The sequence below is a fragment of the Corticimicrobacter sp. genome, from assembly GCF_040137905.1.
GTDB lineage: Bacteria > Pseudomonadota > Gammaproteobacteria > Burkholderiales > Burkholderiaceae_B > Corticimicrobacter.
This window is the reverse complement of the sequence record NZ_JBEFDG010000010.1, coordinates 33,847-46,394: the sequence shown is the minus strand read 5'-3', so window position 1 is coordinate 46,394 and position 12,548 is coordinate 33,847. Positions and strand designations below refer to the sequence as shown.

Genomic DNA, 12,548 nt, shown 5'->3' with positions numbered 1-12,548 from the left:
GCTCAGGCCTCCGGTTGCAGGTCGAATTCGAGGCTGGCCTGGTGTGCCAGCGTACCGCCTTGCTCGGCCCACAGCTCGGCATGACCGGGCTGGGTCAGCCGGCCTGCGGCCCTGAACAGGGCGGGCGCAATCAGCGGACGCAAGCCGCGATAGGAGAAAAAACGGGGCCGGCTGCCGGGGAACTGGCACAGGCAGGTGTCGAGCATCAGCGTGGCGATCAGCGGACCATGCACCACCAGACCCGGATAGCCCTCGCGGTCGGTGCAGTAAGGGTGATCGTAATGGATGCGATGGCCGTTGAACGTCACGGCCGAATAGCGGAACAGCAGGGTCGAATCGGGCCGGATCTCGCGCTGCCACTCGGCCTGAGGAGCCGGCAGGCTGCCTTCGAGCCTGGGCGGTGCGGGGCTGCGATAGACGATGTCCTGTTCCTCTCTGATTGCCAGTTCGCCCCCCTGGCTGTATTCGTGCAGCAGCGTGACGAACAGCAACTGGCCGGTACGGCCGGTCTTTTCCTCGATGGACTGGATCGTCGTGGTGCGCGTGGCGGGCACGCCGGCACGCAGCGGCTTGATGAAGCTGACGCGCCCGCCTGCCCACATCCGGTTGCGGTTGTCTGCAGGGGGCAAAAAACCGCCGCGTGCCGGGTGGCCGTCTTCGCCCAGCGCTGCCGGCTCCACCGGGTCGATGAAAAAAGCCCATTGCCACAGCGGCGGCAGGCTTTGACCTGCGGCGGGGGCCTCGACGCCGAACGTGGCCGCTATACGGCGCACCAGGGCTTCGTCGAGGTTGTCATGGCTGGTCTGCTGGCGGCCCAGCCAGTCCTGAAGCGTGGGGGAATCGGTCATCTGTGTCATCCTTTTATAGGGTCTGCGGGAGGCGCGGCAGGTGCTCGGGCGAAGACGGGTCAGGCAAAAATACGGATATTACCCAGTGTGGGCAGATTCCAGGCCAGACCGATGATTCGCTCTGCAAGCGCTGCATTGGCCTCGGTGCTGCCGGCAGGGTTGCCGTATTGCACCAGGCGTCGCGTCTTGTCTTCCAGTTCCTCGCGCGTGAGGGTGTTGCCGGGGTCGCCCTTGGGCTCGTCGATGCGGGCGTGCAGTGTACGGCCGTCAGTGGTCCGCACTGTGACCTTGCCGATCCAGCGGCGCGGGTAGGCCTCATCGACTTCAGTATCGAACTGCATCGTGACGCGCTCGCGAAACGCTGCCACGTCGGGGTTGCGCAGGGCCTCGCCGTCAAAGCGCAGCAGGTCGGCCTGGCCGAACAGGGCGATCAGCGCCAGCACCGTGCCCATCGAGAACTTGGACTGGTGCACGGTCTGGGGAGCTGTCACGGCGCCCAACACATCGATGGCACCCTGATGTACATGCGCTGTGACCTGTTCGATGTCGGCAGCCTGCAGGCCATGCTCGCGCATCAGCGTGTGCAGCGCATCGGCCGCAGGATGCGTATGGCGGCAGGAGGCATGGTATTTGAACGATGTTTCCAGCAGGGTCCAGCGGCTGCCTAGCCCGTCGATCAGGCGCGTCGGGTCGGCGTCGCTGGACATGCCGGCAGCCAGGCCCTGGCTGCCTTCCAGGATGCGGCTGGCACCGGTCAGGCCGGCCTGGGCCAGCCAGGCCGATTGCAGCCCGCAACTGGCGGCATGTGCCGTATGGAGTTGCTTGGAGTCGGCAGCATCGCGCAGGAACTCCCACAGGCCGGCAGCCTGCGTGCCGGCCGAGCCGAAGGCGTGCAGCATCTGCTCGGCGTCGAGCTTGAGCAGTCGCCCGGTGGTGGCTGCGGCTGCCAGGGTGCCTGCGGTCGCCGTGGTGTGGAAGATCCGGTAATGCGAGCGGCCCAGGAATTCGCCGATGCGGATACCGACCTCATAGCCGGCCACCGCCGCTGTCAGCAGGTCACGTCCGTGGCGCTCGAGCATCTGCGCGGTTGCCAGCGCCGGCGGGAAGACGACGGCCGCAGGGTGGAACACCGAGCCGTTGTGCACGTCATCCTGTTCGACCACATGGGCGGCGGCCGCGTTGACCTGGGCTGCGAAAAAAGGCGAACTGTTGGTTTGCGAGACCAGTACCTCGGCCGGACCGTAGGCCGGCCCCATGACGTCGGTGACACGCTGGATCGCCTGGACGGGCCGCATGCGTGCGCCAGCCAGGATCGAGGCCAGGGTGTCGAGAAACAGCGCCTGGGTGCGCTCGATCACTTCGGGCGGAATGTCTTCATAGCGCAGGCCGGCGGCAAAGCGGGCAAGCTGGCGAGAGTAGTGGGGAGCGTCAGTCATGGGCGTATCCGTTCAGAACGAGCGCGGCAGGCCGAGGATGTGTTCAGCCACGTACGACAGGATGAGGTTGGTCGAGATTGGCGCGACCTGGTAGAGGCGCGTTTCGCGGAATTTGCGTTCGACATCGTATTCGGTGGCAAAACCGAAGCCGCCGTGAAATTGCAGGCAGGCATTGGCGGCTTCCCAGGACGCATCCGCCGCCAGCAGCTTGGCCATGTTGGCCTGTGAGCCGCAGGGCTGGTGGCTGTCGAACAGGCGGCAGGCCTCATAGCGCATCAGGCTGGCGGCTTCGAGGTTGATATGGGCGCGCGCAATCGGGAACTGCACACCCTGGTTCTGTCCGATTGGGCGACCGAACACCACGCGTTCCTTGGCATAGGCGGTGACCTTGTCGATGAACCAGCGGCCATCACCGATGCATTCGGCGGCAATCAGCGCCCGCTCTGCATTGAGGCCGTCCAGGATGTAGCGAAAGCCCATGCCTTCCTCGCCGATCAGGTTTTCGGCGGGAATCTCGAGATTGTCGAAGAACAGCTCGTTGGTCTCGTGGTTGACCATGTTGGGGATCGGCTGCACGGTCATGCCGTGCCCGATGGCCTGATGCAGGTCAACCAGGAAAATGGACATGCCCAGCGATTTGCTCTTGACCTCTTCCAGCGGTGTGGTGCGCGCCAGCAGGATCATCAGGTCGGAATGCTGGATGCGCGAGATCCACACCTTCTGGCCATTGATGACATAGCGGTCGCCCTTGCGTACCGCCGTGGTCTTGATCCGGGTGGTATCCGTGCCGGTGGTGGGCTCGGTCACGCCCATCGACTGCAGACGCAGTTCGCCGCTGGCGATGCGCGGCAGGTAGGTGCGCTTTTGCGCTTCGGAACCATGGCGCAGCAATGTGCCCATGTTGTACATCTGGCCGTGGCAGGCACCGGAGTTGCCACCATTGCGGTTGATTTCTTCCATGATGACCGAGGCTTCCGTCAGGCCCAGTCCGGAGCCGCCGTATTCCTGAGGGATCAGGGCTGCGAGCCAGCCGGCCTCGGTCAGGGCGTTGACGAACGCTTCGGGGTAGCCGCGTTCTTCATCGATCTTGCGGAAATACTCGGGGGGAAACGAGGCACAGAGGTCGCGGATGGCGTCGCGGATATCCTGGTAGGGGTCGGTGGCGTGATGGGACATGGCGGGGTTCCTGCTCCAAGATTGAGTCAACAGTCGATGGCACGACTTTGCCCCAGAGTGGTGCTGTTTGGCTATTGGTGATTCATGAAGGAGGGCTTTGGGAAAGACAAAGCTATGATTGCACTTACCGATCCCTTGACTGGCGCATCCAGAATGCACACACCGACCTCTTTATCCCATAGTCACACTTCATCTGTCCTGATCCAGGGCCATGCCGTCGAGCGACTGGCGGCGTTTGCCTGCGGCGACACCGGCGGCAATCCCGCCGGTGTCGTGCTCTGTGACAGCCTGCCCGATGCGGCGACCATGCAGGCCATTGCCGCCGAAGTAGGCTATTCCGAAACAGTCTTCGCCGCACCTGAAAGCGGTGCGGCAGGCCATGCTGCCTGGCGGGTGCGGTATTTTGCGCCGGAAATCGAAATTCCCTTCTGCGGCCATGCCACCATTGCACTGGGGGCTGCCCTGGCCGCGCGATATGGCGAAAATGTATATGCGCTGCAAATCAATGCGGCACGCATCAGCGTCGAGGCCAGCAAGGAAGACGGACATCTGGTGATTGCGCTGCAGTCTCCGCCGACGCGCAGCGAACCGGCTCCGGCTGAACTGCTGCAGGCGGCACTGGCCCTGTTCGGCTATGAGGCAGCCGACCTCGATCCGCGCCTGCCGCCGGCCGTGGCCGAAGGCGGCGCACGGCACCTGATCCTGGCGCTGGCAGACCGCCGCCGCCTGGCGGACATGCGCTACGATCAGGAGCAGGGGCGGATTCTGATGCAGGCGCATGGCTTTGCCACGATGGCCCTGGTCCATGCGCAGACGCCCACGTTTTTCGATGCCCGCAATCCCTTCGCCGCGGGGGGCGTCTACGAAGATCCGGCAACCGGTGCGGCAGCGGCAGCACTGGCCGGCTACCTGAGGGATATCGGCTGGCCGCACGCTGGTGCCATCGACATTCTGCAGGGAGAGGATATGGGCATGCCGAGCCGCTTGCGTGCGGAAATCACGCCGCAGGCCGGAGCCAGCATTCGCATCTCGGGCACGGTCCGAGCCCTGGATGCCTGATATGTCCCACGAATCTCGCCTTGATCTTGCCTTGCGTACCCTGGTCCAGCAACAGCGCGTGGCGGCGCTGGGCACGCTGGCACCGGATGGAACGCCTTTTGTCTCGATGGTGCCGTATGTCTTGCTGTCGCAGGGACCGGATATGGTGCTGCATGTCAGCGGGCTGGCTGCGCATGCCCGTCATATGCAGACCGATCCGCGCGTGTCGCTGCTGGTGATGCAGCCTGAGGCAGATGGGCAGGGTGTACATGATCTGGGACGCGTCACTCTGCTGGGCAAGGCCCGTTTCCTGGCGACGGATGAGCTCGGTTGCCAGGAATGCCGGGAGGCCTACCTGAACCGCTTTCCCGAGGCCGAAATGATGACGCAACTGGCGGATTTCTGCTTTGTGGCAGTGCGCCTGCGCGAGGCGAGGCAAGTGGCCGGGTTCGGTGCTGCTCGCAGCCTGGATGCGGAACAGTTGTCACGCTGCCTGGGTCGCAACGCGCCGCTCAGCGAATGATGCGCTGCTGGCGCAGGGCTTGGCGTTGCGCTTCATCCAGGCCGAGCCGTTCCGCCAGGATTTCATCCGTATGCTCGCCGAGCAGGGGCGGCGCGCGCCGGTAGCCTGCGGGCGTGGCCGACAGGCGCAGCGGACTGGCGATGGTGGGGATGCCACCGGCCACGGGGTGAGGCAGCGTCTGGTGCAACTGGCGGGCCTGTACCTGTGGGTCGGCAAAGACATCGGCCAGCGTATTGATTGGCCCGCAGGGCACGGCCCGAGCTTCGAGCGCGGTGATCCAGTCCGCCGTACTGCGCTCGACTGTCAGGCGACGCAGCAGCGGGATCAGTTCTGTGCGGTGGCTGACACGCGCCCGGTTGGTGGCAAAGCGCGTATCTTCTGCCAGCGCGGGCTGGCCGGCTTCGGCGCAGAAGCGGGCGAACTGCCCGTCGTTGCCGATGGCCAGGATCATGTAGCCATCGGCGGTCGGAAACTCCTGGTAGGGAACGATGTTCGGGTGGGCGTTGCCCAGCCGTTGCGGATTGTGGCCGGTGGTCAGATAGTTCATGGCCTGATTGGCCAGGCTGGCGACCTGCACGTCGAGCAGTGCCATGTCGATATGCTGGCCTTCGCCGCTGCGCTCGCGCCAGGCCAGCGCAGCCAGGATGGCGTTGGAGGCATACAGGCCGGTCAGGATATCGGTCAGGGCTACACCGGCTTTCATGGGGCCGCCGCCGGGTTCGCCGTCCGGTCGCCCCGTCAGGCTCATCAGACCGCCCATGGCCTGGATCATGAAATCGTAGCCTGCGCGCATGGCATAGGGGCCGTCCTGGCCAAAGCCGGTGATCGAGCAGTAGACCAGGCGCGGATTGAGCGCTTTCAGGCTTGCATAGTCCAGACCGTAGCGGGCCAGGCCGCCCACCTTGAAATTCTCGATCAGGACGTCGGACTCTGCCGCCAGCCGACGTATCAGCGCCTGTCCCTGAGGGCTGGCCAGGTCGATGGCCAGCGAGCGCTTGTTGCGGTTGGCGCAGAGATAGTAGGCCGAGATGTCGGTGTCCCGGCCTTCGGTATCCTGCAGCCAGGGGGGACCCCAGCCGCGCGTGTCGTCGCCGCCTTCGGGACGCTCGACCTTGATGACGTCGGCACCCATGTCCGCCAGCAACTGGCTGGCCCAGGGGCCGGCCAGGATGCGTGACAGGTCGAGCACGCGCAGGTACCCGAGCGCGCCGGGCAGTATGGGGGCCGGTGCCTGCTGCTGCTGCTGCTGCTGCGACTGGTCTGTCTGTGATGTCATGCCGGACTCCTTGCCATACCGTGCTGGTGGCTTCAGTTGGCGAAAGCGGCGATGCCGGTGATGGCCCGGCCCAGGATCAGCGCGTGGATGTCGTGCGTGCCCTCATAGGTGTTGACGGCTTCCAGGTTGACCAGATGGCGGGCTACCGGGAATTCGTCGCTGATGCCGTTGCCGCCCAGCATGTCACGGGCGGTGCGGGCAATGTCGAGGGCCTTGCCGCAACTGTTGCGCTTCATGAGGGAGGTGATCTCCACGGCGGCAGTGCCTTCGTCTTTCATGCGTCCCAGCCGCAGGCAGCCCTGCAGGCCCAGCGTGATCTCGGTCTGCATGTCGGCCAGTTTTTTCTGGATCAACTGATTGGCGGCGAGTGGACGGCCAAACTGTTTGCGATCCAGCACATACTGGCGCGACGTGTGCCAGCAATCCTCGGCGGCTCCCAGCGCACCCCAGGCGATGCCGTAGCGGGCAGCGTTCAGGCAGGTGAAAGGGCCGCGCAGGCCCCGGATATCGGGAAAGGCATTTTCTTCGGGAACAAAGACATCGTCCATGACGATTTCGCCGGTGATCGAGGCTCGCAGGGAGACCTTGCCGTGGATGGCGGGTGCGCTCAGGCCCTGCCAGCCTTTTTCCAGGATGAAGCCACGAATCTCATTGGCCTCGTCCTTGGCCCAGACCACGAATACGTCGGCGATGGGGGCATTGGTGATCCACATTTTGGCACCGCTCAGCCGCCAGCCACCCTCGGTCTTGCGGGCCCGCGTGATCATGCTGCCAGGGTCCGAACCATGATCGGGTTCGGTCAGGCCGAAGCAGCCTATCCATTCGCCGCGCGCCAGCTTCGGCAGGTATTTTTGCCGTTGCGCCTCGGTACCGAACTCGAAGATGGGCAGCATCACCAGTGAGGATTGCACACTCATCATCGAACGGTAGCCGGAATCGACCCGTTCGACTTCCCGGGCCACCAGACCGTAGCAGACATAGTTCAGGCCGGCCCCCCCGTAGGCTTCGGGCAGGGTCGCCCCCAACAGGCCCAGCTCTCCCATTTCCCGGAAAATGGCCGGATCGGTGTGTTCATGGCGGAAGGCCTCCTGCACGCGCGGTGCCAGCCCCCCCTGGCAATAGTCGCGAGCCGCATCGCGGACCTGGCGTTCGTCATCGATCAACTGGCTGTCGAGCAGCAGCGGATCGGACCAGTCGAATCTGGCACGGCCATTCCCAGGATGCGTCATGACGATCTCCCCTCTGTTTTGGATTGAGAAAAACGCATTCTAGGTATTCGCATGACTGGATTCAAATGATAAATTTGCGTGTATATGTGCGTAAATATCACTCCGTAATTTTGTTGAAGGATCGTCGCCATGCGCAGGAAAATACCCAGCACCTCGGCCCTGATGGCGTTCGAGGCTGCCGCGCGCCACCAGAGTTTTACCCGCGCTGCGCAGGAACTGTCACTGACGCAAAGCGCGATCTGCAGGCAGATCATCGCGCTGGAAGAATCCCTGGGGGTGGCGCTGTTCCGGCGGACCCGGCGCGGCGTCTTGCTGACCGAGGCCGGGGCAGGCTACAGTCGGCGCATCGCGGCCCGCCTGGACGCCATTGCGCATGACACGCTGGCCGTCATGGCGCAGCAGGGCGCGGGCTCTACGCTGGAGCTGGCGGTGGTGCCGACGTTTGCGACGCGCTGGCTGCTGCCCAGGCTGGGGGACTTCCAGTATCGCCATCCGGGTGTAACGGTCAATATGCGTACGCAGACCCGGCCTTTTCTGTTCGGCCAGACCGAGTTCGATGCCGCCATCTATTGCGGTGACGGTGGCTGGCCCGGCACGCAGGCGCGTTTCCTGATGCCCGAGCAGCCGGTGCCGGTCTGCAGTCCGGCGTTGCCGGGTGCCCGGGCCGGCATGACACCCGAGGCAATCGCCGGCCTGCCTTTGCTGCAGCAATCGACCCGGCCACACGCCTGGCGGCAATGGTTCGAGGCGATGGAGGTGCCCCAGGCGCATGGCATGCAGGGCATGCGCCTGGAACTGTTCTCGATGCTGGCGCAGGCCGCCGGCCAGGGGCTGGGTGTGGCCCTGATTCCGCCTTTCATGCTGGCGCGCGAACTGGCGGCGGGCGAGTTGATGGTGCTGTGCGACCGTTCCTACGAGAGTGGCCGTGCCTATTACCTGATTGCACCTGAAGAGCGGGCGGGCCAGCCGGCGCTGGCCGTGTTCAGCGATTGGCTGGCGCAACAGGCGCAGCAGGGAGCCGGCTAGCCGGCAGCGGCTCAGCGGCGTACCGGGTTGCGCCCCGCCACGGCAAAGGTAAAGGCCAGATAGGCTGCCAGCGTGGCGGTGGTGTCGCGTACGTCCAGCATGGGGTTGACTTCGGTAATGGCCATGGCGGCGCAGTGCGGTGCCAGCAGCTCGACCATTTCCAGCGCCTGGTCCGAGCTGATCCCGCCCGGCTCGTGCGCTCCGCAGCCGGGGGCATGGGCCGGATCGATGGCGTCGATGTCGAACGACAGGAACAGGTGGTCGGCACCGGCAACGTGCTCGAGTGCCCGTTGCACGGTGGCTGCGGCACCGAGCCGGATCGCTTCGCGTGCCGAAATGTGTGCCAGACCATGCTCATGCTTGAAGCGGCCCGACGCCGGGAAATTGAAGTGGCGTTCGCACAACTGGATGCAGTCGGCGTAGTCGACGCGTGCCATTTCGAGCGAGCGGCGCATGCCGCTGGACTGGCTGTAGCGACCCTGCTTGGCGCTTTCATCCATCAGGTCGAGGTGGGCGTCGAAATGGATGATGCCGATCCGGCCGGGCAGGGCGTCGTGCACGCCGCGTGCAACGGGAAACAGCAGGCTGTCGTCGCCGCCGATGACGATCGGGCTGCGGCCGCGTTGCAGCGAGGCACCGACTGCATCGCTGATGGTGCGGAATGTGGCCTCAGTATCCTTGGGCAGGACAGGCAGGTCGCCAAGGTCGCGCAGCAGGTCGTTGCCCACGGTGTGGATGGTGTCATCCTCGAGCTGGTAGATCTGGCCGTCCTGGATGCGCATGTTGATCCAGCGGATGGCTTCGCGGACCTTTTGGGGGGCGTAGCGCGAGCCGGGCCAGCCCAGCGTGGATTCACTGTCGAAAGGGGCTCCCAGCAGGTCGCTGCCGCGCAGGGTGGAATCGGTATCGGTATGGCTCATGGCGATGGTTTCCGGAATCGATAGGTAAAAAAGGGAAGAGCCTGGCCGGATCCGGCAGGGCAGCAATCAGTCGTGCATGCCGGATCGCGGTGGCGCTCAACTGCGCGGCTGCAGATAGGCTGCCCAGCGTCGTTCGAGCAGGCGGAACAGGCCGACCAGGCACAGTGTTAGCAGCAGGTAGAGGCCGGCAGCGGTGACATAGGGTTCGAACTGGATGTATTCGTTGAGCGTGATGTTGCGTGCCACGCCGGTGATTTCCATCAGCGTGACGGTGCTGGCCAGCGAGGTGGCGTGGAGCATCATGATGACCTCGTTACCGTACAGGCCGAGTGAACGGGTCAGCATGGCGGGCAGCAGGATGCGCCGGAACTGGGTCCAGGGCGACATGCCGTAGGCACGCATGGCTTCGATCTCGCCGGCCGGCAGGTGACGCAGGCTGCCGGCGAAAATCTCGGTAGTGTAGGCCGCCGTGTTGAGCACGAAGGCCAGCAGCACGCAGAACAGCGGACTGGAGAGCCAGGGCCAGAAGATGCTTTCGCGGATCAGGTCGAACTGGGCCAGCCCGTAATAGATCAGGAACAGCTGGATCAGCAGCGGGGTACCCCGGAACAGCGTGGTGTAGAGCAGCACGGCACCATTGGCCAGGCGGTTGTCCGAGTTGCGGACCAGGGCCAGGCCGATGGCTAGCACGAAACCCAGCGACAGCGAGACGACGGTCAGGTAGAGCGTCAGTTCCAGCCCTTGCAGGTAACGCCCGAAGTTGGCCTCGATAATGTCCCAGTTCATGACTTGGCTCCCCGTGCATGCAGGGCATAACGACGGCGCAGGCGGTGCAGCAGCAGCAGTGAAATCACCGTGAGGGCGAGGTAAAAGCCTGCTGCCACGAGATAGAAAGTGAAGGGCTGGCGGGTCGCCTCGGCCGCACCCTTGGCACGGAACATGACATCCTGCAGGCCGATCAGCGACACCAGCGCGGTGGCCTTGGCCAGCACCAGCCAATTGTTGGTGAAGCCGGGCAGCGCCAGCCGGATCATCTGGGGCAGCACGATGCGCCGGAAGATGTGTAGCCGGCGCATGCCATAGGCATGCGCGGCCTCGATCTGGTCTCGCGGGATATTGATCAGTGCGGTACGGAATGTTTCGGTCATGTAGGCACCGAAGATCAACCCCAGCGTGACCGTGCCTGCCATGAACGGCCCCAGTTCCAGCATGTAGTCGATGCCGGCTTCTTCCAGCCAGAGGTTGACCAGTGCCGGAAAGCTGTAGAACACCAGCAGCATCAGGACCAGGTCGGGGATGCCGCGGATCACCGTGGTGTAGCTGCCGGCCAGCAAGCGAGCCGTGCGGCTACCCGACAGCTTGGCCCAGGCACACAGCAGGCCGATGGCAATGGACAGCAGCAGGGCGCTGGCGGCCAGCGCCAGCGTGACCCGTCCGGCGGCCAACACGGTGAGGATGTAGTCGAACGTCATGGCAGCGGTAGCACAGCTCAGTCGGCGCTGAAATATTTGGCGTCGAGCGCGTCGAGCTTGCCGTTGGCGCGCAGACGCGCCAGCCCTTCGTTGATGCTCGCCAGCAGCTCGGTGCTGCGCTTGTTCAGGGCAATGGCGACGCCTTCGCCGAACTCGGGCGCATCCTGTCCGCTCAGGCGCGGACCGACCAGCGCATAGCCTTCACCCTGGGGCGTCTTGAGAAAGCTGTGGATGATCTGGGCTTCGTAGCTCATGTGCAGGTCGGCACGTCCGCCGGTCAGTTCGAGATAGGCGGCGCTGCCGGCGTCATAGCGCTTGATGGTGGCTTCGGGGTGGTACTTGGTGACGTAGGCGTCCATCGGCGTACCGGTCTGCACGGCCACGACCTTGCCCTTGAGGCCGTCGGGGCCGAAATCGTATTGCTCACCCTGGTGCCCTACGAAGCGGAACACCGGGTGCGAGTAGATATCGCTGAAGGCCATGATGCGGCGGCGGGCGTCGGTAACGGTGAGCTGCGAGATCAGGGCATCGTACTTGCGGCTGACCAGGCCCGGGATCATGCCGTCCCAGGCGGCATTGATGATATTGCAGTCGAGCTGCATTTCATCGCAGATGGCCTGCATCAGTTCGACGTCATAGCCGACCAGCTTGCCCTGGGCATCGATCGATTCGAACGGCGGGAAGGTGGCATCGGTAGCGATCGTGATCGGGTTCTGTGCGACTGCAGTCGTACCGAACAGCAGGGCGGACAGCGCGAGGCTGGCGAGCAGGTTTTTTTTCATGATGGGTCCTTGAGAGTCGTTGTGCGTGCAAAACAGGATAGAAAGGTCACTTGAGGCGGCCGGACAGGAACTGCTGCAGCCGGGGGCTCTGAGGATTGTCGAACAGATCGGCCGGCGCTCCCTGCTCCTCGATGCGTCCCTGGTGGAGGAACAGCACCTGGCTCGAGAGGTTGCGGGCAAAGCCCATTTCGTGGGTGACCACGATCATGGTGCGGCCCTCCTGGGCCAGCGCCTGCATGACCTTCAGCACTTCGCCGACCAGTTCGGGGTCGAGTGCCGAGGTCGGCTCGTCGAACAGCATGACCTGGGGATCCATGCTGAGTGCACGGGCGATGGCCACGCGCTGCTGCTGGCCTCCGGACAGGTGGCCGGGATAGCGGGCATGGAATTCGGCACCCAGGCCTACCTTTTCGAGGTTGCTGCGACCACGCGCCAGTGCCTCGTCACGACTCAGTCCGAGGACGTGCATGGGGGCTTCGATCACGTTCTGCAGCACACTCATGTGCGACCACAGGCAGAAATTCTGGAACACCATTGACAACTGTGCCCTCAGGCGACGCAACTGGGCCGGGTCGGCGGCCTGCAAGGCCCCATGCCGGTCGGCCACGGTGCGCAGTGTTTCGCCGTTGAGTTCGACGGTGCCCTGGCATGGTTTTTCGAGAAAATTGATACAACGCAGCAACGTGCTTTTGCCGGAGCCGCTGGAGCCTATGATGCTGATCACGTCGCCGCGACGGGCCTCCAGGCCAACGCCCTTGAGGACTTCATGATCGCCGTAGCGCTTGTGCAGGTCGGTGACCTTGAGTGTATGCATGGCTAAGC

The 12,548-nt window shown here is 64.3% G+C and carries 13 protein-coding genes; 3 read left to right on the top strand and 10 right to left on the bottom strand.

What is annotated here, in order from left to right:
* Positions 1 to 2: 2 nt before the first annotated feature.
* The 3 genes from ABN482_RS01055 to ABN482_RS01045 are packed head-to-tail and all read right to left on the bottom strand — an operon-like array spanning position 3 to position 3,460.
* Positions 3 to 848 (bottom strand): HTD2 family dehydratase, encoded by an 846-nt coding sequence (locus tag ABN482_RS01055; protein WP_349502249.1) that lies wholly within the window; start codon positions 846 to 848, stop codon positions 3 to 5.
* 59 nt (positions 849 to 907) lie between these two features.
* Positions 908 to 2,284, bottom strand: a complete 1,377-nt coding sequence (locus ABN482_RS01050; RefSeq protein ID WP_349502248.1) for an MmgE/PrpD family protein — start codon at positions 2,282 to 2,284, stop codon at positions 908 to 910.
* A gap of 12 nt (positions 2,285 to 2,296) precedes the next feature.
* On the bottom strand, positions 2,297 to 3,460 hold the full coding sequence (locus ABN482_RS01045; RefSeq protein WP_143858272.1) for an acyl-CoA dehydrogenase family protein: 1,164 nt from the start codon (positions 3,458 to 3,460) through the stop codon (positions 2,297 to 2,299).
* Between the two features lie 153 nt (positions 3,461 to 3,613).
* Between ABN482_RS01045 and ABN482_RS01040 the strand changes: the two genes are divergently transcribed.
* Positions 3,614 to 4,519 carry a PhzF family phenazine biosynthesis protein gene (locus tag ABN482_RS01040; protein WP_349502247.1) on the top strand — a complete coding sequence of 302 codons (906 nt, stop codon included), beginning with the start codon at positions 3,614 to 3,616 and terminating at the stop codon, positions 4,517 to 4,519.
* 1 nt (position 4,520) lies between these two features.
* Positions 4,521 to 5,021, top strand: coding sequence for a HugZ family pyridoxamine 5'-phosphate oxidase (locus ABN482_RS01035; protein WP_349502246.1), 501 nt, complete (start codon positions 4,521 to 4,523; stop codon positions 5,019 to 5,021).
* Here the strand turns inward: ABN482_RS01035 and ABN482_RS01030 are convergent.
* Both ABN482_RS01030 and ABN482_RS01025 read right to left on the bottom strand, forming a co-directional pair.
* Positions 5,011 to 6,297, bottom strand: coding sequence for a CaiB/BaiF CoA transferase family protein (locus ABN482_RS01030; protein WP_349502245.1), 1,287 nt, complete (start codon positions 6,295 to 6,297; stop codon positions 5,011 to 5,013). The genes ABN482_RS01035 and ABN482_RS01030 overlap by 11 nt on opposite strands.
* 32 nt (positions 6,298 to 6,329) lie before the next feature.
* On the bottom strand, positions 6,330 to 7,526 hold the full coding sequence (locus ABN482_RS01025) for an acyl-CoA dehydrogenase (RefSeq protein WP_349502244.1): 1,197 nt from the start codon (positions 7,524 to 7,526) through the stop codon (positions 6,330 to 6,332).
* A 129-nt stretch (positions 7,527 to 7,655) separates the two neighbouring features.
* Here ABN482_RS01025 and ABN482_RS01020 point away from each other — a divergent pair, with 129 nt between their 5' ends.
* The gene (locus tag ABN482_RS01020; protein ID WP_349502243.1) at positions 7,656 to 8,552 is read left to right on the top strand and encodes a LysR family transcriptional regulator; all 897 of its coding nucleotides are present in this window, start codon (positions 7,656 to 7,658) and stop codon (positions 8,550 to 8,552) included.
* A gap of 11 nt (positions 8,553 to 8,563) precedes the next feature.
* On the opposite strand, the gene ABN482_RS01015 is transcribed toward ABN482_RS01020, so the two are convergent.
* The 5 genes from ABN482_RS01015 to ABN482_RS00995 all read right to left on the bottom strand — a co-directional run bounded on the left by ABN482_RS01015 (position 8,564) and on the right by ABN482_RS00995 (position 12,540).
* Entirely contained in the window at positions 8,564 to 9,472 is a 909-nt protein-coding gene (locus tag ABN482_RS01015) for an arginase family protein (RefSeq protein WP_349502242.1), read from the bottom strand.
* Positions 9,473 to 9,568: 96 nt separating this feature from the next.
* The gene (locus tag ABN482_RS01010; RefSeq protein ID WP_349502241.1) at positions 9,569 to 10,258 is read right to left on the bottom strand and encodes an ABC transporter permease; all 690 of its coding nucleotides are present in this window, start codon (positions 10,256 to 10,258) and stop codon (positions 9,569 to 9,571) included.
* Entirely contained in the window at positions 10,255 to 10,944 is a 690-nt protein-coding gene (locus tag ABN482_RS01005; RefSeq protein ID WP_143858266.1) for an ABC transporter permease, read from the bottom strand. Before ABN482_RS01005 ends, ABN482_RS01010 begins: the two co-directional genes overlap by 4 nt.
* 17 nt (positions 10,945 to 10,961) lie before the next feature.
* Positions 10,962 to 11,726, bottom strand: a complete 765-nt coding sequence (locus ABN482_RS01000; protein ID WP_349502240.1) for a transporter substrate-binding domain-containing protein — start codon at positions 11,724 to 11,726, stop codon at positions 10,962 to 10,964.
* Positions 11,727 to 11,772: 46 nt separating this feature from the next.
* Entirely contained in the window at positions 11,773 to 12,540 is a 768-nt protein-coding gene (locus ABN482_RS00995) for an ABC transporter ATP-binding protein (protein ID WP_349502239.1), read from the bottom strand.
* Between the last annotated feature and the right edge of the window lie 8 nt (positions 12,541 to 12,548).